Raw genomic sequence first — 21,688 nt, 5'->3', positions numbered from 1 at the left:
CTGCTCCTGATCAGCGGGTCGGTTGGTCGGCGAGGCGGGCGATGCGGAAGGTGAACTGCAGACTGCGCCACTCCTCGTCGATCGCGCGGTCGGCCGGGGGCGGTCCGACGCGCGGCGCGAAGTCGACGACCAGACCCTCCTTGACCCCGAACACGGTGTCGGAGTCCATGTAGTGGCCGCCCTTCACGAACAACTGGGTGACCAGGCGCTGGTGGCCCGGTGCGGAGATCATGAAGTGCAGGTGGGGGGCACGGTAGGGATGACGGCCCACCGCCTTGAGCATCTGTCCCACCGGCCCGTCGTCCGGGATCGGGTACTCGGCCGGCAGGATGCTCCAGAAGCGCAGCCGTCCCTGCTCGTCCGTGCGCAGGCGGCCCCGGAGCACCGGCCCTTCGCACTCGGGCAGTTGGACGTCGTAGAACCCGTCCTTGTTGGCCTGCCAGACATCCACGACGGCGTCCGGCACGGGCCGATCGTCCGTGTCGGTGATACGGATGTCGGCCCACAGCGGAGTGCCGGCGACTCCCTGCGAGATGTCGTCGCCGTGTGCGGTCTCCGGGGGACCGTCCGTGTAGAACGGTCCGAGGACGGCCGACGGCGTGGTCTCGGGTGTGCGCGAATTGGTGAGAAGGTCGACGACGCTGGAGACCCCGAGCGTGTCGGAGAGCAACACGAACTCCTGGCGGGTGCTGGTGCAGATTTGCCCGGTACGGGTCAGGAAGTCGACGGCGTACTGCCACTCGGATTCGGTGACGTCGTTGCTGGTCACGAAGTGATGCAGGTGCCGTACGAGATCACCGAGCAGCTGCCCGACCCGCGGATCGGGTGCGTCCGAGAAGCTCGCCACCACCTGTTCGGTCAGGAGCTCGAGGTCCGTGGCAGCCCCGAGTGCCGAGAGGGCCTGCATGGGGGCGACCGCCGGACGCCGGCCCCGCCAGGCGTCGCGCAGCAGGCTCTCGATGCCCTCGTTCGTGAGCTCCCGGGGATTGGGGTACGGCGTGGCGGTGGCCAGCCGCGCGGCGTCCGCCAGGTCCGCCTCCGCCATGCCCAGTCCGGCCAGTGAGGTGGGCCCGCCCAGGGAGGCGATCAGGTCGAACACTGCGCTCGGGGCGTCTGCCACGCCGAGTGCTTCGGCGATGCGGCTCATGACGTCCGGGGCGGCAGCCGCGTTGTAGGCCATGGCGTGCGGCAGGATCACCGTGTGTGTCTGCGCGTGCGGCAGACCGTACGCACCGCCCAGCGTGTGGCACAGCTTGTGGTGCAGTCCCATTCCGACGGAGGCGAGGCAGGTGCCGGCCAGCCAGGCGGCGTGCAGGAGGTCGGCGCGTGCCTCGGTGTCGGACGGCTCGGCGACGAGAGCGGGCAGGGCGCGGGCGATCCTGGCGACCGCGTCGAGGGCGATGGCGTCGATCACCGGGTTCGCCTGTGGCGAGTACAGGGCCTCCACGGCGTGGGCCAGGGCGTTGACCGCACTGGTGAGCGACATGTCCACCGGCAGATCCCGGGTGAACTCGACGTCGTAGACGACGGTCTCGGGCAGGATCGCAGCCGAGGACTGTGTGGTCTTGTGCCCGCCCTGCGTCTCGCCCAGCACGGGGGTGACCTCGGAGCCCGCGTACGTGGTGGGCAGGATCAGCTGCGGCAGATCCGTGCGCAGCGCCAGTGCTTTGGCCAGCCCTGTCGTGGAACCGCCGCCGACAGCCACCAGGCAGTCGGCCGAGTGCTCCCGGAGTACGGCGAGCGCTCGCTCGGTGACCTCGACCGGGGTGTGCATCGCGGCGCCGTCGAACTCCGCCACCGTGAGGTCCCCGAGGACTTCACGGACTCGGGCTGAGGCCTTGGCCACCGGCGGGCTGGACAGGAGGAGGACGCGGGAGCAGCCGAGCCGCTCGACTTCGTCGCGGACCTGGCCGACCGTTCCGGTGCCGAAGATGACCCGCGAGGGGTGGGAGGTGTAGACGAAGTTCCTCATCGTTGTCCGCCTTCGCGTGAGCCGTGGGTCCTGGACGTCTGCCACCGAGTGTCGGGGCCGTGAACGTTCCGTTTCCTGCACGATTCACGCGTGTTTCTGCAGGATCGGCGCAAGGCTTCCGAGGCCCGGCGGACCGGTCCGGGGCGCGCCGGATCGCGGCGGGGCGGGCAAGGGGGCAGTACGGCGGGAGGGCGCGAGTGATGCGGCGGCGAGGGCCGCGGAACCGAGGGTCAGGCCGCCCGGCGGAAGGCGGCGGGGGTCGTGCCCAGCTTGTCCCGCATGGCGCGTGTGAGGTGTTCCTGGTGGGAGAAGCCGCAGCGGACGGCCACGTCGGCGATGGGTACCGTCGTGGTGCGCAGCAGCCGGCGTGCGTGGTCCAGCCGCAGTTGGAGCAAGAACTGGTGGGGCGACTTCCCGGTGCTGGCTCGGAACCGTCTGGTGAACTGGCTCGCGCTCAGACCGGTGGCCGAGGCCAGCTCGGCCACGGGCAGCGGCTCGGAGAGCCGTGTCTCCATCAACTCGCGGGCGGACGTGAGCTGCTGACCCGTCAGTCCTGACGAAGCGCTGCCGCGCTCCGCAGGCCGGCCGGCCGCATGCGCGTGGGCGAGCCGAGCGGCGAGCGTGCCGACAAGGTGGTCCGCGTAGGTGCGTGCGGAGGGCTCCCAGCGCCGCACGACGCCGTCCAGAGCCAGGACGAGTTGCTCGATCAGCGGGTCGGAGCTGCCCAGTTCCTCGGCGAGCTCCACCGTCCCGCCATCACCGTGCGCTTGCTGCAGGACCGAGTCGGCGAGGTAGAGGTGGACGGTGTCGAGTCCCCCTTGGAGTTCCACGTCCAGCGCGCGGCCCGCGGGGTGGAGGAAGATCCCTCCGGCCTGAATCCGCTGCGTCCGCATCGACCGGCCGGTGCGGCGTCGGACGGTCACCGGGCCGCCCAGATGCAGGATCAGCAGATGGGTGGGGGCGGCGTCGAATGTCGCGTGGTACGGCCGTTCTCGCTGGGTGGAGACATACGCGTGCTCCCAGCCCAGGCCCGAGCTGGTCCGCTCAGGTCTCACCCACGCCTGGCGCAGGATGCCGCTGGTGTCGAGGAGTCCCAGCTCGGACATCGGCGCCCCGAGGTCGAAGGTGCCCATGCGAGCCTCCCGTGGGTCCGTCGGCAGATCCATTTTATTGAATGCTTAATTGCTGGGGCGTATTCCCCGCAAGACCTTCCGCGCCCTGGCCGCTGCTCCGGTGCTCCTTCGCGACCGGGTGCCGCTCGCTGTACCGGACGGCTGGAGGAGACTCCTGTACGCCCGACACCCTCGGGCCTCAGCGACGGGTGAGCCGCGCGGCAAGGGTTTCAGCGACCGAGTGTGTCATTGGCCCCCGCGGATGCTCGGCAGCTCCGTGTTGCGATCGCCGGCGCCGCCCGCCCAGCCCTCCTGGACCCCGGCCCTCATGCCGTCGGCCAGTCCGGGAGCGTTGTACGCCAGCTCCCGGTAGAGGGAGGCGAGGCCGACCGCCGACAGATCGTCGAAGTCCGGGGCGGTGCGGTGCGGGGCGGCCGACTCGATGAGGGTGGTGAACAGGGACAGCGTCCCGTCCTCGTTGTCGACCAGTTCGAACAGCCGGGCGTGATGCGGATAGTCCACGTGGGAGGCGGTGTTGACCTCCCAGAAGGAGCGGGCGGGCGTCGCGTGCCCGTGCGGTGTGATCCGGTTGACGTGGCTGTGGCCGTTGATCCAGGCGACCACGTTCGGGAACCTGCTGAGCAGGGCGACGACTTCGGCGCCGTCGTGGCGCGGCTCGTCGGTGCGGGCGGCGTCGGGGCGGCGGGTCATGCTCGGGCTGTGGTGGTGGCTGAAGACCAGGATGTGGGCGTCGTCGGCGCCGGGATGGCGGACGAGACGGCCGTCCGTGTCGTAGGACCGGGAACTGTGCGCGGCCAGTGTCCTTTCCAGCCAGCGGAGTTGGTCGGTGCCGAGCGAACCCTCGTAGTGCCCGCTGCGGTACGTCGTGTCGATGCTGATCCCGATGACGTTCTCGGCGACCCGGAAGGAGTAGTACATCCGATCGCCGTCGAGATGGTCCTCCGTATAGCCGTGGCCGACCGGACCGGCACCGGCGTGGGCGGGGTCGAGGTGCGCGGCCAGATAGTCGTGCGGGGTGCACAGCCGACGACGCTCGTCGGCCGTCACGGTCCGCGCCGATGCCGCGTTCCTGCTCAGGATCGTCCTGAGCACCTCGCTCTTGGGATCGTCGCCCGACCCCAGCGCCTTCGCGTAGGCGGCGGCGTCCGCGGGCGGTACCGACAGCAGCTTGCGGGAGCCGACCGCGTAGTCGCTCAACGCGGGCGAGAGGCAACCGCCGGGCAGATCGTCGTGGTTGCCGACCGTCGAGTACCACGGGATGCGCAGCCCCGGGCTGGTCACCGGCCGGATCGCTGCGTCGAGGAAGCCGGGGATCAGGGGCAGCCCGCGCCGCTTGTCGAGGTCGCGCAGCGCCGCGTCGCCCGGATGCCAGTACAGGGCGAGCCCGGAGTTCTGGACGCCTTCGTACGCCCGCGGGTCACCAGTGTTGGGGGTGATCCGACCGCCGCTCATGAGCGTGAGGAACCACTCCAGCTCGATCGCGGAGTTGTTGTCCACGTTGTCGCCCGTGGTCATCACGAACGCGGGCGGCAGACCGGTGTGCGGGCCACCGCCGAGCGCGTTCACCTGCTCCACGAGCGCGACCGCCCCCGCCACCGTCAGCGCCTCCTGCGCCCGCCACGCGGTGGGCGTGCGTGACCGCAGGAACTCCGTGCGCAGCGGGTTCTGCACGTCGGCGAGATGCAGATCGGTGAACTGGACGAAGCACGCGAGCGCCGTGCGTCGGTCCTCGCGCCCGGCACGGGGCGGCGCCAGGTCACCCCGTACGACCGTGGGCCATCCGGGGCCCGAGACCAGCCGCCGGTAGGTGCCCGGGCGCGCGGTGCCCCCGAGGCGCGCCGTCGTCTCCAGGGTCGTCGTGGCGTGCGGCGCCGACCGTTTGGCGCCGGTGCGTACGGCGGGCTCGGGCTGCGCGGAATGGGGCCGGCGTTGCCGGGGCAGGAGGGCTCCCGCCGTGCCGGCCGCCCCCACTGCCGCGGTGGCACCCGAGGCGAGCAGAAATCGACGGCGGTTGATCGCGGACGCGGGTTCGGTCCCGGCCATGGGGCGGCCCTCCGGTGCCTCCGAGTGACTCACTGAGCGGAACCACTCATTCAGGCCCCAGGGGCACACGCGTGGCGACGCGATGAACGCCGCCGGAACAGCAGCACCGGCTGCCGGGCGACCTCGGCGGCCTCGGCCGCGGGACGGTCCACGGCAGGCCGGGCGAAGCTTGCGGGAGCCGGTCGAACCCTCCTTCCCGGGCCCGCGAAGGAGCTCCGTCCGGGGTGATCCCGAGTCCGAAGACCTGTCGGCGGCCCTCGTGGACGTACGGCGACAAGCCACTGGAAACGCCTACACGTGTCCGGAATGGGTCCCACCTCCCTGCGCCCGGCCCCCGGCCCGCCTACGCTCAGCCCGTGCTCCGTATCACCGACGCCCGAACGGGCGAGCCCACCGACGCCGCCCGCGCCCGCCGCAACCTGGTCCGCGTCCACGCGCGCGTGTGCGGGTACGACACCACGGGTCTGCGAGTGCTCCTCGTAGCCGATGTCCTCGTACGGGCCCTGGAACTCGGCGGAACTCCCGTTTGGGCGACCCTGAGCTGCTCGGCGGACCGTGCGGAACTCCGAGCCGGTGCCGCGTCGCTCGGTATCCGGCCGTTCGAGGAGCACCATGAGGCCGGGACCGGGCCGGGCGAGGCGCAGACCATCCACGTACTCGGCCCGGAGCCCGGGACGACGGGCGACGGGACGAGTGAGGGCTCGGCGACGGGCGGCGTGCACGTCGAGGTCGCGCCGGTCGAGCCCGGCAGCGGTCCCGTTGATCCCTCCGTCCTGCGACTGGCCCTGCTCGCGCACCGCAGGGACGAGCCTGTGGGGCTCGACGCGGCAACCCTGGCGGACGCCGACGACACGCTCGCGCGTTGGCGCGGGGCGGTCGCCGGCTGGGCGACCCGGCCGTCCCGGCCCGTCCCCGAGGACGTACGCCAACGGCTGCGCGCAGCCTGGGAGGACGACCTGGACGTACCCGGCGTCCTCCGCGTCCTGCGCTGGGTGGAGACGTCCGACGTGCCGGACGGGGCGCGCTTCGAGACCTACGCCTACGCGGACCGTCTCCTCGGGCTAGAACTCACTCGGGAGATCGGGGCGTCGCTGTGACGGCGCGCGCCGGAGCCGGCCCGCTGCGCAGACTCGTCGCCCTGCGGCACGCCAAGTCCGCCTGGCCCGCGGCCGTGCCGGACCACGAGCGGCCCCTCGCACCGCGGGGCCGACGCGACGCCCCGGCGGCCGGACGTGCCCTCGCCGACGCCGACTGCCTGCCGGACCTCGCGCTGTGCTCCACCGCGGTACGCGCCCGCCAGACCTGGGAGCTGGCCGCGGAGCAGTGGGGCACCCCGCCGACCGTACGGCTGGACGCGCGGCTGTACGGCGCGGACGTACCGGAGTTGCTGGAGGTCCTGCACGAAGTCCCGGACCAAGTAAGGACGTTGCTGCTCATCGGGCACAACCCCGGCCTCGAGGAGCTGGTCCTCGAACTGGCGGGGGACGGGCTCGACGACGCGCTGGCACAGGTACGCCAGAAGTTCCCGACCTCGGCCGTCGCGGTCCTCGCCTGGCACGGCAGCAGCTGGCGGGAACTCGCCCCCGGCACGGCCCTGTTGACGGAGATGCTCGTGCCGAGGGGCAAGAAGCGCCCCTGAGGCTCAGCCGACGTGGACCCGGGGCCTGCGCTCCGGGTCGGGCTCGGCGCGGCGGAGCACCTCCCGGGTGACCGGGGCGACCTCGCCCTCACCGAAGACGAGGAAGCGCACGAGGTGGCTCAGCGGATTGCCCTCGGTCCAGTTGAAGTAGGCGTTCGGGACCTGGCCGGTGCGCTCGCGCAGCTGCATGAGGACGGCGGCGATCGTGTTGGGCACGGTCGCGCCCTCCACGCGCAGCCTCCGTACGCCGTGCTTCTCGTCGCCGTGCACCGCCAGGTCGGCCGTGAAGTCGGAGGAGTCCGTGACGAAGACCTCCAGGAACAGCACCGGGCGGCCGTCGGGGATGTGGGTGTGCTCGCGCTGGCTGTACTCCTTGGCGCGGTACTCCCGGGTGCTGTGCTCCTGCGGCTCGTTCGCGATGAGCTGCAGGGGGCCACTCGCGGCGGCTTCGTCGATGAACCGTGCCGCCGCCTCGTCGAAGGTGACGTCGGCGGCGCGCAGCTCGAAGGCGCGGCGCACCCGGGACGCGAACGAGGTGACCAGGATCGCGAGGATGAAGATCAGTGCGATCTTGATGCCGTCCGGACGCTCGATCACATTGGTGACCAGGGTGTATCCGAAGACCGCGGTGATCGCGCCGAATCCGGTCGCGGCGGCCTGGCGGCCCCGCTTGTGCACGGCGACCGTCGAGGCGAAGGACGCGGAGAGCATCAGGACCAGCACACCGGTCGCGTAGGCGCCGCTCTGGTCGTCGACGTTCGCGTTGAACCACAGCGTGATGAAGACCGCGGCCGCCATGAAGACCAGGACCAGCGGGCGCACCGCACGGGTCCACTCCGGTGCCATGCCGTAGCGCGGCAGATAGCGGGGCACGAGGTTGAGGAGCCCGGCGAGCGCGGAGGCGCCCGCGAACCAGAGGATCGCGATGGTCGAGAGGTCGTAGACCGTGCCGAAGGCCTCGCCCAGATGCTCGTGCGCGAGATACGCGAGGGCGCGCCCGTTCGCCGAGCCGCCGCTCTTGAACTCGTCCTGAGGGATCAGGATCGTCGTCGCCAGGCTGGACAGAAGGAGGAAGCCGCTCATGATCACGGCGGCCGTGGTGAGCAGCTTGCGGGTGTCACGAATCCGGCCCGCCGGCTTCGCGTAGGTGTCCGTCGGGTCGCCCGTGACCTGGGGCATCACCGCGACACCCGTCTCGAAGCCGGACATGCCGAGTGCCAGCTTGGGGAAGACGAGGAGCGCCACGGCGATCATGGCGAGCGGCGAGGAGTGCTCGGCCGTCATCGCGTCGGTCCAGTTACCGATCCTGACCGGGTGGCTCAGCACCTCCCAGGTGGCGACGGCCAGAACGACGACATTGAGTGTGAGATACGTCGCCACGAGCGCCACGGCGATGCCGATGGCCTCCTTGAAGCCCTTCAGGAAGACCGCACCCAGGGCGGCGACCAGGACGAGGGTGATCCAGACGTTCGCGTGGTGCATCCAATGCGGAGCGAAAGGATTCTCCACGACGTGCGCGGCGGCATCCGCGCCCGACAGCGTGATGGTGATCATGAAGTCGGTGGCGGCGAACCCGAGCAGCACGAGAACGAAGATCTTCCCCGCCCACCAGGGCAGCAGCCGCTCCAGCATCGCGATCGAGCCCTCGCCGTGCGGGCTCTCGCGCGCGACCCGGCGGTAGACCGGCAGCGCGCCGAGCAGGGTCAGCGCGATCAGCACGAGCGTCGCCAGCGGGGAGAGCAGTCCGGCCGCGAGTGCGGCGATACCGGGCTGGTAGCCGAGCGTGGAGAAGTAGTCCACCCCGGTGAGGCACATGACCCGCCACCACTTGTGGCCGTGGTGCTCGGCGTCCGGGGTGGCGTGCGGGCCCGGATGCCGTGCCGACTGTTCGCTCAGGCCCTCCAGGAGCCATGCCCGCCAGCGGGGCGTGGCAGCGGAGGGCCCCGGTTCGTCGGGTTCGGCGGCGTCCTTACTCTCCACCTGGGTGCCGGTCATGCTGCGATCTCCCTGCGATCGGTCGGGCCCCGTGGGGCCGAGGGTCTGGCCGGGGGCCTTGGACAACGACGAGCGAGTATCCACCACATCGTCGTCCGCGCCGCTGCCGGGGGCGGCCGGGCGAGGATCCGCCGTCCGCCACGCGCGTGTGCAGCGCATACGCTGGCCTGATGCAGGACGAGTACCGCACCGTGGCCCGCGCCGGCGTGCACGAGACCGAGGTCAACCGCTCCCGCTTCCTGTGCGCCCTCGCCCCGGCCGCCACCGAGCAGGAGGCGCAGCAGTTCATCGCCGGCGTCCGCAAGGAGCACGCGGACGCCACGCACAACTGCTACGCGTACGTCATCGGCGCGGACGCCGCCGTGCAGAAGGCGAGCGACGACGGCGAACCGGGCGGCACCGCGGGCGTCCCCATGCTCCAGATGCTGCTGCGCCGCGACATGCGGTACGTGGTCGCCGTCGTCACCCGCTACTACGGCGGGGTCAAGCTGGGCGCGGGTGGACTGATCAGGGCGTACGGCGGCTCGGTGGGCGAGGCGCTCGACACCCTCGGCACCCTCACGCGCAAACGCTTTCGTCTGGCCACGGTGACGGTGGACCACCAGCGGGCCGGCAAGGTGCAGAACGACCTGCGCTCCACCGGGCGCGAGGTGCGTGATGTGCGTTACGGCGAGGCGGTCACCATCGAGATCGGGCTGCCGGACTCCGACGTGGAGGCCTTCCGGGCGTGGCTGGCCGACGTCACCGCCGGGACGGCCGGGTTCGAACTGGGCGGAGAGGCATACGGGGACGCATAGGCGGGCCGGCACGGGCCGATACGGGAGTAGCCGCCCGTGATGTCCGACCCGCCCGTTAGTCTCGGGGATCATGAGGCTTCTGCACACTTCCGACTGGCATCTTGGCCGGGCGTTCCACCGGGTGAACATGCTCGGCGCCCAGGCCGAGTTCATCGGCCACCTCGTCACGACCGCGCGTGAGCGCGACGTCGACGCCGTGGTCGTGTCGGGGGACGTGTACGACCGGGCGGTGCCGCCGCTCGCCGCCGTCGAGCTCTTCGACGACGCCCTGCACCGACTGGCCGACGTCGGCGTGCCCACGGTGATGATCTCCGGGAACCACGACTCGGCGCGCCGGCTCGGTGTCGGCGCGGGCCTCATCGGGCGCGCCGGTATCCACCTGCGCACCGAGGCCTCGGCCTGCGGTACACCCGTGGTGCTCTCCGACGCCCACGGCGATGTGGCCTTCTACGGGCTGCCCTATCTCGAACCGGCCCTGGTGAAGGACGAGTTCGGGGTCGAGAAGGCCGGGCACGAGGCCGTGCTCGCCGCCGCCATGGACCGGGTCCGCGCCGACCTCGCCACGCGCGCGCCGGGCACCCGTTCCGTCGTACTCGCCCACGCCTTCGTCACGGGCGGCGAGGTCAGCGACAGTGAGCGGGACATCACCGTCGGCGGGGTCGCCTCCGTACCCGCCGGGGTCTTCGACGGCGTCGACTACACCGCGCTCGGGCATCTGCACGGCAGCCAGACCATCACCGAGCGCGTGCGCTACTCCGGCTCCCCGCTGCCGTACTCGTTCTCGGAGACCGACCACCGCAAGAGCATGTGGCTCGTGGACCTGGGCCCCGAAGGCTCCCTGAGCGCGGAGCGGATCGACTGCCCCGTCCCCCGAGCGCTCGCCCGCATCCGCGGCCACCTGGACGACCTTCTCGCCGACCCGGCGCTGGAGCGCCACGAGGAGGCGTGGATCGAGGCGACCCTCACCGACCCGGTGCGCCCGGCCGACCCCATGGCGCGGCTGACGGAGCGCTTCGCGCACACGCTCAGTCTGGTCTTCGACCCGGAGCGGGCTCCCGAGGACCCGGACATCTCCTACGCCCGGCGTCTGGCGGGCCGCAGCGAGCAACAGATCGCGGAGGACTTCGTGGGCCATGTGCGCGGGGCGGGTCCCGACGCGGACGAACAGGCCGTGCTGCGGGACGCGTTCGACGCCGTCCGCGCGGACGAGGCCGTACGGGAGGTCGCCCGGTGAAGCGACGGCTGCGGAACACGGAGGGAGCCCGGTGACATCACGCGCACTGGACTCCAGCAGGGCGCGAGTCCTTGGGGATTCCAAGACGGCCCGATGGCTCGTGGACTCCAGGACGGCCCGATGCCTTGGGGCCTCCGGGAGGGCCCGACGCCCGCTGGATTTCGAGGGGGACCGATGAGGCTGCACCGCATGGACATCACCGCCTTCGGGCCCTTCGGCGGCGCCCAGAAGGTCGACTTCGACGAGCTGTCCGCCGCCGGTCTGTTCCTGTTGCACGGGCCGACGGGCGCGGGCAAGACCTCGGTCCTGGACGCCGTCTGCTACGCGCTGTACGGAGCGGTGCCCGGCGCCCGCCAGAGCGGCCAGGGTCTTGGCCTGCGCAGCGACCACGCGGCACCCGCCACCCGCACCGAGATCCGCCTGGAACTCACCGTCGCCGGACGCAGGTTGGAGATCACCCGACAGCCGCCCTGGGAGCGCCCCAAGAAGCGTGGCGTCGGCACGACGACCGAAAAGGCGCAGAGCCGGCTGCGAGAGTACGACGCGACGGCGGCCTCCTGGAAGGACCTCAGCCGCTCCCACCAGGAGATCGGCGAGGAGGTCACCCAGCTGCTCGGCATGAGTCGCGAGCAGTTCTGCCAGGTCGTGCTGTTGCCCCAGGGCGACTTCGCGCGCTTCCTGCGGGCCGACGCCGAGGCCCGCGGGAAGCTGCTCGGCCGTCTCTTCGACACCCACCGCTTCGCCGAGGTCGAGAAGCGCCTCGCCGAGCGGCGGAGGGCGGCCGAGGCCGAAGTACGCGCCGGAGACGCCGCGTTGCTGGCCGACGCGCACCGGATGCAGCAGGAGGCCGGGAACACCGTCGAGATTCCGCTGCCCGACCTGGCGCCCGGCGATCCCGGGCTCGCCGGCGCGATCCTGGCCTGGGCGGCCGTGGCCCGCAGCACCGCCCGTGAACGGCTTACGATCGCCCACTGCACCCGTACGGCCGCCGAATCCGCGCAGGCCGCGGCGGCCCGTGTGCTCGACGACGTGCGCGAAGTGGCCCGCCTGCAGCGCCGGTTCGCTCAGGCGCGGGAGAGTGCCGCGAGCCTGGAGGAGCGGGCCGACGCCCATCGGGAGGCCCAGGCGCGGATGGAACGCGCCCGCAAGGCCGAGGCGGTGGCCCCCGCCCTCGACCTGCGCGAGGTCGCCGAGGCCGAGCACCGACGCGCGGCGGCCGAGGAGGCACACGCGTGTGCCGCGCTGCCGGAGACCTTCGCCGAGGCCGGTGCGCCCGGACTCGCGGCGGCGGCGCGCAAGGCGGCCGAGGAACTGGGCGGCCTGGAGTCGGCACGCCGGGCCGAGCGAAGAGTGGCCGAACTCGTCGAGGAGCGCGCCGACTTGGACCGGCAGGAGCGCGCGGACGAGGATGCGCTCCAGGAGGCCGACAGTTGGCTGGCCACGTGGGAGGCGACCCGCGCGGGTATCGAGGCGCGGATCGAGTCCGCGCAGGAAGCCGCGACGTTCGCCGAGCAGCTCGCCGTCCAGCGCGAACCGGCGCTGAAGCGGCTCAACGCGGCCCGGCAGCGCGACCAGTTCGCCCAGGACACGGACGACGCGGCCGCACGGGCCCTCGCCTCGCGCGAACGCGCCACGCAGGCGCGCGCCCACTGGCTGGACCTGAAGGAACAGCGCCTGAACGGCATCGCCGCGGAACTCGCCGCCGCTCTGCTCGACGGCGAGCCGTGCGCCGTATGCGGTGCCACCGAACACCCCGCGCCCGCACGGAAGATCGCGGGGCATGTCGACCGGGAGGCGGAGGAGCGCGCCCTCGCCCTGTATCAGCGCGCCGACGAGGAGGTCGCCGAGGACGAGCGGCGGCTCGGTGTGGTGCGCGAGGCGCTGGCTGCGGCGAGCGCCGAGGCGGGCGACGCGCCCACGGCACAACTCGTCGAACTGAGCGAGGAGTTGGAGCGGCAGTACGCCGAGGCCCGCGCGGCCGCCTCCGGGCTGCACGCCGCGCGTGAGACCCGGGAGCAGGCCGAACGAGAGCATGAACGGCGGCTGTCCGCCCACCAGGCGGCCGCCCGCCGCGTCGCGTCACGCGCCTCTCTCAGGGATGCCCTGGACCGCGAGAGGGCCGGTCTGGAAGGTGAGCTGGCGCAGGCGCGCGGCGCCGCCGCAAGCGTATCCACGCGGGCCACGCAGCTGGAGCGGCAGGTCGCCCTGCTCACCGAGGCCGCGGACGCCGTCCGCGGCGCCGAGGACACCGCGCAGCGCCTGAAGGACGCCGACGCGCGACTCGCCGACGCGGCCTTCCGCGCCGGATTCGACACGCCGCAGGCGGCGGCCGATGCGCTGCTCGACGACGCGGCCCACCGGGAGCTTCAACGGCGGCTGGACGCCTGGCAGTCGGAGGAGGCCGCAGTGCGCGCCGTCCTCGCCGAGGCCGACACGGCGGCCGCGGCGCAGCGGCCGCCCGCCGACCTGTGGGCCGCGGAGCAGGCCGCGGAGTCCGCAGCCCGGCGCCTGCGGGACGCCGCCTCAGCGCAGGACGCGGCCGCGCGGCGCTGCGCGGAGCTCGACGGACTGTCCGCCCGGGCGCACAGAGGAGTCCGCCGCCTGGCGCCGCTGCGCGAGGAGTACGACCGGGTGGCCCGCCTGGCCGGTCTGGCGGCGGGCACATCGGCGGACAACGAGCGCAAGATGCGCCTGGAGTCGTACGTCCTCGCCGCGCGCCTGGAGCAGGTCGCCGCCGCCGCCACCGTGCGGCTGCAGCGGATGTCCTCCGGGCGCTACACGCTCGTGCACTCCGACGACCGTGCGGGCCGTGGCCGCAGTGGGCTCGGGCTGCATGTCGTCGACGCCTGGACCGGCCGGGAGCGCGACACGGCGACACTCTCCGGGGGCGAGACGTTCTTCGCCTCCCTCGCGCTGGCCCTCGGCCTCGCGGACGTCGTCACGGACGAGGCCGGGGGAGTGCGGCTCGACACGCTCTTCATCGACGAGGGTTTCGGCAGCCTCGACGACCAGACCCTCGACGAGGTTCTCGACGTCCTCGACTCGCTGCGGGAGCGTGACCGCAGCGTCGGCATCGTCAGCCATGTCGCGGATCTGCGCCGGCGCATCCACGCCCAGCTGGAGGTGGTGAAGGGCAGAACGGGGTCGGTCGTACGCCAGCGGGGCATCGACGACTGACAGGCGGCCCGGCCGGCAGGGCCCGATTGGCAGGGCCCGACTGAGGGGGCCTGACAGGTGGGGCCTGACTGACAGGACTCGGCCGGCAAGCCCCGGCTCAGTGGCCCAGCGGTCGCCGCGGCAGTGGTGAGGAGTAGACGACGCTCGTCGTCACCGAACCCAGGGCGCCGATCCTGCCCGACACCTCCTCCAGGTGGCTCATCGAGCGCGCCGCGACCTTGATGACGAAGCAGTCGTCGCCGGTGACGTGGTGCGCCTCCAGGATCTCGGGCGTCGCCTCGACGAGGTCGTGGAACGGCTTGTAGTTGCCGTTCGGGTATCTGAGGCGGACGAACGCGAGGATGGGCAGGCCCAGGCTCTCCGGGTCGACGACGGCCGCGTACCCCTGGATGACGCCCGCCTCCTCCAGGCGCCGCACCCGCTCGGTGACCGCGCTCGCGGACATGGAGACGGCCCGGGCCAGCTCGGCGAAACTGGACCGGCCCTCGCGCTGGAGGACATCGAGGATGCGCCAGTCGGTGGCGTCCGGGGAATACGCGGTCATGTGCGATGGATAGCAGGGAAATCCCCGGCCGATCAAGAGGGAGGCCGTGGATCGCCACTTCAGGAAGTGGATCACTGGCCGTAGATTCTTGGCCAGGAAGTCCCACGTGGCCGGTGCGGAAGAAGCACCGGGGGGCCGGAAACGGCACCAGACCCGTGGGACCCGGGAGGGAAGGCCTGACCATGAGCGTGACCGCTGACACCCCTGCGACCAGCCCCGTGACCAGCCACGGAGCCAGCCCCGTGACCAGCTCCGTGACGGTGACGAACCCCGTGCTGCGCGTCGCGCCGGCGTCCCCGGCAGCGGCCGCCGCCTACTTCGGCGCCAGCCTCGCCTTCCACGCCGACGTGTCCGACGTCGCCGCCGCCCTCGCCACCGACGCCGACCCCGGCTTCGTCGTCCTCGACTCCCGCTCCACCGAGTCGTGGGACCAGGGACACGTCCCCGGCGCGATCCACCTGCCCACCGCGCTCATCCCCGAGCAGGCCGAGCAACTCCTCGACAAGTCGGTGCCCGTCGTCACGTACTGCTGGGGCCCAGGCTGCAACGGCGCGACCCGTGCCGCCCTCGCCCTCGCCGAACTCGGCTTCCAGGTCAAGGAGATGCTCGGCGGCTTCGAGTACTGGGCGCGCGAGGGCTTCGAGTTCGAGACCTGGGAGGGACGCGAGCGGCGTGCCGCGGACCCACTGACGGCGCCGGCCGACGCGCAGGACTGCGGCTGCTGACCCGTCTCAATCCTCACGCCGAGTCCCGTACGGCTCCGGACCTCAGGCCGAGTCCCGTACGGCTCCGGACCTCAGGCCGAGTCCCGTACGGCCCGGGCATCGGGCCCCGTCCCGCAAGGCCCCGGGCATGAGCGCCCTGCCACCCCGAGCGCCCGGCTCAGTCCCGTACGACCTCGGGCAGCGGGCGCAGGAAGCGGAGGTCCGCCGCCGTGCACTCGGTCACCGGGCGGGCCGCGCGCAGCACCACGTCGAGGGCGGCGTCGGGATCGCAGGCGTAATGCCCGCTGGCCCAGGCGGCGTTGGCCTCGACGACGGCCCAGCGTGAGGTGTCGCCGGCCGGCAGACCGACGTCCACGACGACGGCACTCGGCAGCCCCGCCTCGGCGAGGCCGGCGGCGAAGGCGAGCACCTCGTCCTTGCGGGGGTCTTCGTCGAGCGGTGCGACGTCCAGCTCGCCCCGCGCGAAGTACCGGCTTCCGGTGCGGACTTCGCCGTCCAGGAGGAAGAGCCGGTACTCCACGGCGAACGCCATGATGTCGCTCACGAGGACCGGGGTGTCGTCGTCCACCGCGTCCGGCCCGGGCAGCCGACTGCCGTCCGGATAGACCCGCGCCGGGAAGCTCTTGTCGTTGGGCGGCTTCACGAACGCCGGACGTCGCAGCTGTCGGGCCTCGGCCACGGTGCTGAACTCGATGTCCCTGCCCGTGAGTTCGTACGGCAGCCGGCCCAGCCAGTCCGGCGGCGCCTCCAGCAGTCCGAGTCCGAGTCCCGGCTCCCCGGCGACGGCGTCCGCGAACAGCGGCCCGGCGTACAGCGTTGCTCCGGGCGTTCCCCGCCACTCGTCCGGCACCCGCCAGTCGCGCAGCGTCTCGACATGCATGCCACGTCGCCGCGCGGCGTGGGCCAGCGCCTGTCCGGTGGCGGTGACGCGCGGGGAGAGGAAGAGGGTTCGGATGCTCATGGGGGTCGAGGGTCGCGTATCGGACAGGGGAGGGGACACCGAATTTCCCGCGCATCCCCGCCGTGTAGCTTCTGCGCATGGCCAGATACGCGGACCCAGGTGCCGTCGAGTGGGTGGAGTCGGGCGGCGGACCGCTCATAGCGATCCCGGAGGTCGTGCTGCCGTTCTGGTCGGGGGCCGACGGTGACGACATGTCCTCCGACTACGACCGGGCATGTGACATCGACGGATTCATCGGCCTCGTGCCCGTCGGCGACACCAGGGCCCTGGTCCTCGGGGACGAGCCCGCCTCGACGTCCTACCTGCCCGAGCACGGCACCTTCGTCCGGTGGTGCGCCGCCGAGTCGGAGGACGAACTCCTCTCCGGAGTCCCCGCGGCTCTGGCGGCTGCGGAGTGGGAGCCGGAGGTGCAGTGGAACGTGCCCGGTCCCGTGGTCCTCTTCGACGCGGCCTGGCCGGGAACCGCTTCGGTGCGCACGGACCACCTGAGGGTCGCGCTGCAGCCGGGGCGGTACGCGGTGCGCGCGGCGTACGTGGAGCCGGGACCCGAGACCTGGGTGGGGCTCGTACAACTGCGTCGGCTGAATCCCTGAGGAGCGCGTGGTGCGGGGGAATTCACGTGCACCGCACCCGCACACCGCCCATCATGGTCCGTCATGCCCCAACTCCCGCACCCCGCACCCGAAGAACTCCGTCGAGACGTGCTCCCGCTGCGCGGCCGGACCGCCCTTGTCACCGGGGCGGGCCGACGCGGAGGGATCGGCTACGCCGTGGCCCGGCGGCTCGCCGCGTACGGGGCGAGCGTGTATCTGCACCACCATGTGCCGCACGATGCCGCGATGCCGTGGGGCGCCGACCGCCCCGAGGAGGTGGCCGCCGGGGTGCGTGAGGCGCTCGGCGACCCCGCGGCCCGGGTCGCCGAGGGGCCGGGCGATCTCTCCGACCCGACGGAGCCGGCCCGGCTGATCCGGACGGCCGCGGACGCGCTCGGCGGAGGTGTCGACATCCTCGTCGCCAACCACGCGCTGAGCGGGTCGGACGGCACCCTCGACACCCTTGACGCCGCGATGCTCGACGCCCACTGGGCGGTCGATACCCGCTCGGTGCTCCTCCTCGTCCAGGCCTATGCCCGACTGCGGGCCGCACTGCCGCCGGGCGAGCCGGGGGGCCGCGTCGTCATGATGACCTCCGGCCAGGACATCGCCGGCGGCATGCCCGGCGAGATCGCCTACGCCCTGCAGAAGGGTGCCCTGGCGTCGATCACCCGCTCGCTGGCGACCACCCTCGCCGAGCACGCGATCACCGTGAACACCGTCAACCCCGGTCCGGTGGACACCGGTTACCTGACCGGCGACGCCCACTCGGCAGTCGCGGCGATGTTTCCCGCCGGACGCTGGGGGCAGCCCGACGATCCCGCGCGCCTCATCGCATGGCTCGCCACGGACGAGGCGGCATGGATCACCGGGGAGGTCATCGACTCGGAGGGTGGATTCCGCCGCTGACGCCGGCCGATCACGGTGGCTCCCGGGTGTGAGGACGCAGCTCCGCGGTGGCCGGGCTCGAGCCGTGGGGCTGAGACCGGCCGTCGCGCGTGAGCATCAGAGCTGGGACAGCTCGTCCACCAGGTCGTCCAGGCCCAGGGAGCCCTGGGAGAGGGCCGCCATGTGCCAGGCCTTCGCGTCGAAGGCGTCGCCGTGGCGCTGCTTCGCGTTCTCGCGGCCCAGCAGCCAGGCACGCTCGCCGAGCTTGTAGCCGATGGCCTGACCGGGGATGGTGAGGTAGCGCGTCAGCTCGCTCTCCACGAAGTCCGCCGGACGACTGCTGTGCGCGCCGAAGAACTCCTGCGCCAGCTCAGGGGTCCACCGCTCGCCCGGGTGGAAGGGCGAGTCGGCCGGAATCTCCAGTTCCAGGTGCATGCCGATGTCGACGATGACCCGGGCGGCGCGCATCATCTGGGCGTCGAGGTAACCGAGCCGCTGCTCGGCGTCCGTCAGGAAACCCAGCTCGTCCATCAGGCGCTCCGCGTAGAGAGCCCAGCCCTCGCAGTTGGCGCTGACCCGGCCGACGGTGGCCTGGTAGCGGGACAGGTCCTCGACGATGTACACCCATTGCGCGAGCTGCAGGTGATGCCCGGGCACGCCCTCGTGGTACCAGGTCGAGACGAGGTCGTAGACCGGGAAGCGGGTCTGCCCCATCGTGGGCAGCCACGTACGCCCGGGCCGCGAGAAGTCCGCCGACGGCGCGGTGTAGTACGGGGCGGCCGCACCGCCGGGCGGCGCGATGCGGGACTCCACCTTCCGTACCGGTTCGGCGAGTTCGAAGTGCGTGCCGTCCAGGGCCTCGATCGCCTCGTCCATCAGTCCCTGAAGCCAGGCCTGAACCTCGTCGACTCCCTCGATGTGCTTGCCGTGCTCGTCGAGGTGCGCGAGCGCCACCCACGGCGTCTCGGCGCCGGGCAGAATCTTCTCGGCTTCGGCCCTCATCTCGGCGAGCAGCCGGTGGTACTCGGCCCAGCCGTACGCGTACGCCTCGTCGAGGTCCAGATCCGTACCGTTGAAGTAGCGCGCCAGCCGCGCGTACCGCTCGCGGCCCACCGTGTCGGGCGCGCCCTCGATCGTGGGCGCGTACACGTCGCGCATCCAGTCCCGCAGGGCTACCAGCGCCTCGGTCGCGGCGCGGGCGGCCGTGCCCAGCTCGTCGCGCAGCGCCTCGGGGCCCGCGGACACGAAGTCCTCGAACCAGCCGAGGCCCTGCCCCTCGGTGTCCGACCACTCGGTGAGCTGGTCGATGAAGGTGGCGGTCGGGCGGGGGCCCGCGTACAGCTTGCGGTCCAGGCCGAGGGCGAGGGACGCACGGTAGCCCTCCAGCGCGGTCGGCACCGCGCGCAGCCGCTCGGCGATCGCGGCCCAGTCCTCGTCCGTCTCGGTCGGCGTGAGGGTGAAGACCTGCCGCACCCCGTGCGCCGCCGTGTGCAGGTTGCCGACCGACCGCAGGCCCTCGCCTGCCTCGTGGACGGCGAGTTCGGCGGTGAGGCGCTCGCGCAGCAGCCGGGCGCAGCGGCGCTCTATGTCACGGTCCGCGCCGGGCTGCCGCTCCGCCTCGTCGAGCCGCGCGAGGGTCGCCCGCGCCAGATCGGCGACGGCCTCCTGGCCGGCGGGCGAGGTGTCGGGGAGCCTGCTGTAACTCTCCTTCACACCGAGGTACGTACCGAGAACCGGGTCGAGGGCGATGAGATCGTCGACATAGGCGTCGGCGACCTCTCGGGGCAGCGGGTTCTTCGTCTCTGACATGCGGACATCCTCGTACGAGGATGTGGTCGGCGTCAGCCCGATAAGCCGGCCCTCGAGCCGGTATCAACCTGATTTCGCCGTGAGCTCGTCCGCGGGCGGCCTGGCCGGGTGGGGATCCCGTTGGGGCGGCAGCAGCGGGCCGCAGTCCCACTGCTGGAAGATCAACCGCGTCTCGACCCGTGCCACTTCGCGTTGCGAGGTGAACTCGTCGATCACGAGTCGCTGCAGGTCCGCCATGTCCGCGACGGCGACATGTACGAGGTAGTCGTCGGGGCCGGTGAGATGGAAGACGGTACGGGACTCCGGCAGCGCCCTTATCCGGTCCACGAACGGTCCCACCAACTCCCGTCGATGCGGCCTGACCTGCACGGACAGCAACGCCTCCAGTCCCCGCCCCAGCTTCGCCGGGTCCAGCCGCAGCTGATGGCCGAGAATCACCCCTGCCCGGCGCAGCCTCGTCACACGGTCCAGGCAGGTCGAAGGCGCGACACCGACCTGGGCCGCGAGATCGCGGTACGTCGTCCGGGCGTCGTTCTGCAACAGCCGCAGCAGATGCAGATCCACCGGATCGAGTACGACAGAATCGGCCATGGCGCGAACGTAACACGGGATTCGGCGCACGGACCCCGGTCGGTGTTCAGTCTTTCGGGCATGGAATCCGTGGTGTACGACGCATACGACGCTCAGCCCGACCTGAGCGGAACCGGCCAGGTCCTTGTCGAGCCCCCGGCTCGGGCGCTCGCCACCGAGGCCGTACACGCCGGGCGGGAGGATCTCGCCGCGCAGGGTCTGCACGCGGCACCGATCGACCTGTCCACCACATACCCCTCGTACGACAGCCGTGCTGAGGCAGCCCGGATCGACGCGTTCGCGGCCGACGGCGCCGAACCGGAGGGGCCGCCCGTCTACGCCCGGCTCGGCAACCCGACCGTCGCTCGCTTCGAGACCGCGCTCGCACGTCTCGAAGGCACCGAGAGTGCGGTCGCCTTCGCGAGCGGCATGGCCGCTCTGAGCGCCGTACTGCTCGTACGGAACGCGATGGGCCTGCGCCATGTCGTCGCCGTACGCCCCCTGTACGGCTGCAGCGACCACCTGCTCACGGCCGGGTTGCTGGGCACCGAGGTGACCTGGGTCGACCCGGCGGGCATCGCGGACGCCCTCCGCCCCGACACCGGCCTGGTGATGGTCGAGTCCCCGGCCAACCCCACGCTCGCCGAACTCGACCTGCGTGCCGTCGCGCACTCCTGTGGTTCCGTCCCCCTCCTCGCCGACAACACCTTCGCCACGCCCGTCCTGCAGCGCCCCGCCGAACACGGCGCCCGCCTCATCCTGCACAGCGCGACCAAGTACCTGGGCGGACATGGCGACGTGATGGCCGGAGTGGTGGCCTGCGACGAGGAGTTCGCCCGCCGGCTGCGCCAAGTCCGCTTCGCGACCGGAGGTGTCCTGCATCCGCTGGCCGGCTATCTGCTGCTGCGCGGCCTGTCGACCCTGCCCGTTCGAGTCCGGGCCGCCTCCTCGAACGCCGCCGAACTCGCCCGCCGCCTCGCCGCCGACCCGCGCGTCGCCCGCGTCCACTATCCGCGGATCGGCGGCGCCATGATCGCCTTCGAGGTGCACGGCGACCCACACGACGTCATCGCAGGAGTCCGCCTGATCACCCCCGCCGTCAGCCTCGGCAGCGTGGACACCCTCATTCAGCACCCCGCCTCCATCAGCCACCGCATCGTCCCTACCCAGGACCGGCACGACGCGGGCGTCAGCGACCACCTGCTCCGGCTGTCCGCGGGGCTGGAGGATGTGGAGGACCTTTGGGCGGATCTGGAGGCGGCGCTGGGGGCTTGATGGAAGGGGGGAGGGGAGCAGGGGGACTCTTGGGCTGAGCGGTGGCCGGGGGCTCGTCGCCACATCGTCCGGGACTGGTCCTGCGCCTCCCGCCGCACGCAACGCCGGCCGGGGCCGTGCCCCCGTGCGGCGGGTGGTGCAGGCCACCAGCTACGAACAGCCACCGGCCACGCCGGTCACCCGGAGGTGCGCCGCCCGGTTTCGGACCGCCCCCCGGCCTGGGTCCTGTCGTTCGGATCCCGCCTGGGCCGCGGGGTTTGGCACGTACATCTGCGGTGGTGTCGTCAGTCGCCGACTCCCCCACGCTCGGCTTCGCTCGCGCGGGGGGACCCC

The 21,688-nt window shown here is 72.2% G+C and carries 17 protein-coding genes; 9 read left to right on the top strand and 8 right to left on the bottom strand.

Annotated features, from left to right (window positions below):
* Nucleotides 1-10 precede the first annotated feature (10 nt).
* From ACIBK0_RS16090 to ACIBK0_RS16080, 3 genes are all read right to left on the bottom strand, one after another.
* Nucleotides 11-1,972 (bottom strand): maleylacetate reductase and hydroxyquinol 1,2-dioxygenase domain-containing protein, encoded by a 1,962-nt coding sequence (locus tag ACIBK0_RS16090; RefSeq protein ID WP_399080002.1) that lies wholly within the window; start codon nt 1,970-1,972, stop codon nt 11-13.
* A 230-nt stretch (nt 1,973-2,202) separates the two neighbouring features.
* Nucleotides 2,203-3,105 (bottom strand): helix-turn-helix domain-containing protein, encoded by a 903-nt coding sequence (locus ACIBK0_RS16085; RefSeq protein ID WP_399080000.1) that lies wholly within the window; start codon nt 3,103-3,105, stop codon nt 2,203-2,205.
* Nucleotides 3,106-3,330: 225 nt separating this feature from the next.
* Nucleotides 3,331-5,148: a TIGR03767 family metallophosphoesterase gene (locus ACIBK0_RS16080; RefSeq protein WP_399079998.1), complete on the bottom strand. Its 1,818-nt coding sequence runs from the start codon at nt 5,146-5,148 to the stop codon at nt 3,331-3,333.
* Between the two features lie 356 nt (nt 5,149-5,504).
* On the opposite strand from ACIBK0_RS16080, the gene ACIBK0_RS16075 reads away from it, so the two are divergent.
* Nucleotides 5,505-6,245: a hypothetical protein gene (locus ACIBK0_RS16075; protein WP_399079996.1), complete on the top strand. Its 741-nt coding sequence runs from the start codon at nt 5,505-5,507 to the stop codon at nt 6,243-6,245.
* Nucleotides 6,242-6,787 carry a SixA phosphatase family protein gene (locus ACIBK0_RS16070; RefSeq protein WP_399079994.1) on the top strand — a complete coding sequence of 182 codons (546 nt, stop codon included), beginning with the start codon at nt 6,242-6,244 and terminating at the stop codon, nt 6,785-6,787. Before ACIBK0_RS16075 ends, ACIBK0_RS16070 begins: the two co-directional genes overlap by 4 nt.
* Before the next feature lie 3 nt (nt 6,788-6,790).
* Here the strand turns inward: ACIBK0_RS16070 and ACIBK0_RS16065 are convergent, their stop codons facing one another.
* A complete protein-coding gene (locus ACIBK0_RS16065; RefSeq protein WP_399079992.1) occupies nt 6,791-8,782 on the bottom strand; it encodes an amino acid transporter in 1,992 nt (663 codons plus the stop codon).
* A 170-nt stretch (nt 8,783-8,952) separates the two neighbouring features.
* On the opposite strand from ACIBK0_RS16065, the gene ACIBK0_RS16060 reads away from it, so the two are divergent.
* From ACIBK0_RS16060 to ACIBK0_RS16050, 3 genes are all read left to right on the top strand, one after another.
* A complete protein-coding gene (locus ACIBK0_RS16060; RefSeq protein ID WP_399079990.1) occupies nt 8,953-9,579 on the top strand; it encodes a YigZ family protein in 627 nt (208 codons plus the stop codon).
* 70 nt (nt 9,580-9,649) lie between these two features.
* A complete protein-coding gene (locus tag ACIBK0_RS16055; RefSeq protein ID WP_399079988.1) occupies nt 9,650-10,813 on the top strand; it encodes an exonuclease SbcCD subunit D in 1,164 nt (387 codons plus the stop codon).
* Nucleotides 10,814-10,987: 174 nt separating this feature from the next.
* Nucleotides 10,988-13,990, top strand: coding sequence for an AAA family ATPase (locus tag ACIBK0_RS16050; protein WP_399079986.1), 3,003 nt, complete (start codon nt 10,988-10,990; stop codon nt 13,988-13,990).
* Nucleotides 13,991-14,087: 97 nt separating this feature from the next.
* Here the strand turns inward: ACIBK0_RS16050 and ACIBK0_RS16045 are convergent, their stop codons facing one another.
* The gene (locus ACIBK0_RS16045; protein ID WP_369244993.1) at nt 14,088-14,534 is read right to left on the bottom strand and encodes an Lrp/AsnC family transcriptional regulator; all 447 of its coding nucleotides are present in this window, start codon (nt 14,532-14,534) and stop codon (nt 14,088-14,090) included.
* A gap of 182 nt (nt 14,535-14,716) precedes the next feature.
* Here ACIBK0_RS16045 and ACIBK0_RS16040 point away from each other — a divergent pair, with 182 nt between their 5' ends.
* A complete protein-coding gene (locus ACIBK0_RS16040; RefSeq protein ID WP_399079983.1) occupies nt 14,717-15,259 on the top strand; it encodes a rhodanese-like domain-containing protein in 543 nt (180 codons plus the stop codon).
* A 157-nt stretch (nt 15,260-15,416) separates the two neighbouring features.
* On the opposite strand, the gene ACIBK0_RS16035 is transcribed toward ACIBK0_RS16040, so the two are convergent.
* The gene (locus ACIBK0_RS16035; protein ID WP_399079981.1) at nt 15,417-16,220 is read right to left on the bottom strand and encodes an ATP-grasp domain-containing protein; all 804 of its coding nucleotides are present in this window, start codon (nt 16,218-16,220) and stop codon (nt 15,417-15,419) included.
* Nucleotides 16,221-16,297: 77 nt separating this feature from the next.
* Here ACIBK0_RS16035 and ACIBK0_RS16030 point away from each other — a divergent pair, with 77 nt between their 5' ends.
* Together ACIBK0_RS16030 and ACIBK0_RS16025 are read left to right on the top strand one after the other, a co-directional pair.
* Nucleotides 16,298-16,813, top strand: a complete 516-nt coding sequence (locus ACIBK0_RS16030) for an immunity 21 family protein (RefSeq protein ID WP_399079979.1) — start codon at nt 16,298-16,300, stop codon at nt 16,811-16,813.
* Between the two features lie 63 nt (nt 16,814-16,876).
* Nucleotides 16,877-17,722: an SDR family oxidoreductase gene (locus tag ACIBK0_RS16025; protein ID WP_399079977.1), complete on the top strand. Its 846-nt coding sequence runs from the start codon at nt 16,877-16,879 to the stop codon at nt 17,720-17,722.
* 96 nt (nt 17,723-17,818) lie between these two features.
* Here the strand turns inward: ACIBK0_RS16025 and ACIBK0_RS16020 are convergent, their stop codons facing one another.
* Nucleotides 17,819-19,510 (bottom strand): DUF885 domain-containing protein, encoded by a 1,692-nt coding sequence (locus tag ACIBK0_RS16020; protein WP_399079975.1) that lies wholly within the window; start codon nt 19,508-19,510, stop codon nt 17,819-17,821.
* Nucleotides 19,511-19,573: 63 nt separating this feature from the next.
* Nucleotides 19,574-20,101: an Lrp/AsnC family transcriptional regulator gene (locus ACIBK0_RS16015; RefSeq protein WP_399079973.1), complete on the bottom strand. Its 528-nt coding sequence runs from the start codon at nt 20,099-20,101 to the stop codon at nt 19,574-19,576.
* A gap of 60 nt (nt 20,102-20,161) precedes the next feature.
* Between ACIBK0_RS16015 and ACIBK0_RS16010 the strand changes: the two genes are divergently transcribed.
* Entirely contained in the window at nt 20,162-21,355 is a 1,194-nt protein-coding gene (locus ACIBK0_RS16010) for a trans-sulfuration enzyme family protein (RefSeq protein WP_399079971.1), read from the top strand.
* Nucleotides 21,356-21,688 lie beyond the last annotated feature (333 nt).

Origin of the sequence: Streptomyces sp. NPDC050564 (assembly GCF_044457265.1) — a bacterium.
In the GTDB taxonomy this organism is placed as follows: Bacteria; Actinomycetota; Actinomycetes; order Streptomycetales; family Streptomycetaceae; genus Streptomyces.
Note: the sequence above shows the minus strand (reverse complement) of the source record. Positions and strands in the feature narration are given on the sequence as shown.

What these genes read in the sequence shown, in the direction of transcription:
- ACIBK0_RS16040 (WP_399079983.1), top strand. Translation starts at nt 14,717, where the DNA reads ATGAGCGTGACCGCTGACACCCCTGCGACCAGCCCCGTGACCAGCCAC.
- ACIBK0_RS16025 (WP_399079977.1), top strand. Translation starts at nt 16,877, where the DNA reads ATGCCCCAACTCCCGCACCCCGCACCCGAAGAACTCCGTCGAGACGTG.
- ACIBK0_RS16020 (WP_399079975.1), bottom strand. Translation starts at nt 19,510, where the DNA reads ATGTCAGAGACGAAGAACCCGCTGCCCCGAGAGGTCGCCGACGCCTAT.
- ACIBK0_RS16050 (WP_399079986.1), top strand. Translation starts at nt 10,988, where the DNA reads ATGAGGCTGCACCGCATGGACATCACCGCCTTCGGGCCCTTCGGCGGC.
- ACIBK0_RS16065 (WP_399079992.1), bottom strand. Translation starts at nt 8,782, where the DNA reads ATGACCGGCACCCAGGTGGAGAGTAAGGACGCCGCCGAACCCGACGAA.
- ACIBK0_RS16060 (WP_399079990.1), top strand. Translation starts at nt 8,953, where the DNA reads ATGCAGGACGAGTACCGCACCGTGGCCCGCGCCGGCGTGCACGAGACC.
- ACIBK0_RS16010 (WP_399079971.1), top strand. Translation starts at nt 20,162, where the DNA reads ATGGAATCCGTGGTGTACGACGCATACGACGCTCAGCCCGACCTGAGC.
- ACIBK0_RS16055 (WP_399079988.1), top strand. Translation starts at nt 9,650, where the DNA reads ATGAGGCTTCTGCACACTTCCGACTGGCATCTTGGCCGGGCGTTCCAC.
- ACIBK0_RS16045 (WP_369244993.1), bottom strand. Translation starts at nt 14,534, where the DNA reads ATGACCGCGTATTCCCCGGACGCCACCGACTGGCGCATCCTCGATGTC.
- ACIBK0_RS16080 (WP_399079998.1), bottom strand. Translation starts at nt 5,148, where the DNA reads ATGGCCGGGACCGAACCCGCGTCCGCGATCAACCGCCGTCGATTTCTG.
- ACIBK0_RS16035 (WP_399079981.1), bottom strand. Translation starts at nt 16,220, where the DNA reads ATGAGCATCCGAACCCTCTTCCTCTCCCCGCGCGTCACCGCCACCGGA.
- ACIBK0_RS16030 (WP_399079979.1), top strand. Translation starts at nt 16,298, where the DNA reads ATGGCCAGATACGCGGACCCAGGTGCCGTCGAGTGGGTGGAGTCGGGC.
- ACIBK0_RS16090 (WP_399080002.1), bottom strand. Translation starts at nt 1,972, where the DNA reads ATGAGGAACTTCGTCTACACCTCCCACCCCTCGCGGGTCATCTTCGGC.
- ACIBK0_RS16085 (WP_399080000.1), bottom strand. Translation starts at nt 3,105, where the DNA reads ATGGGCACCTTCGACCTCGGGGCGCCGATGTCCGAGCTGGGACTCCTC.
- ACIBK0_RS16015 (WP_399079973.1), bottom strand. Translation starts at nt 20,101, where the DNA reads ATGGCCGATTCTGTCGTACTCGATCCGGTGGATCTGCATCTGCTGCGG.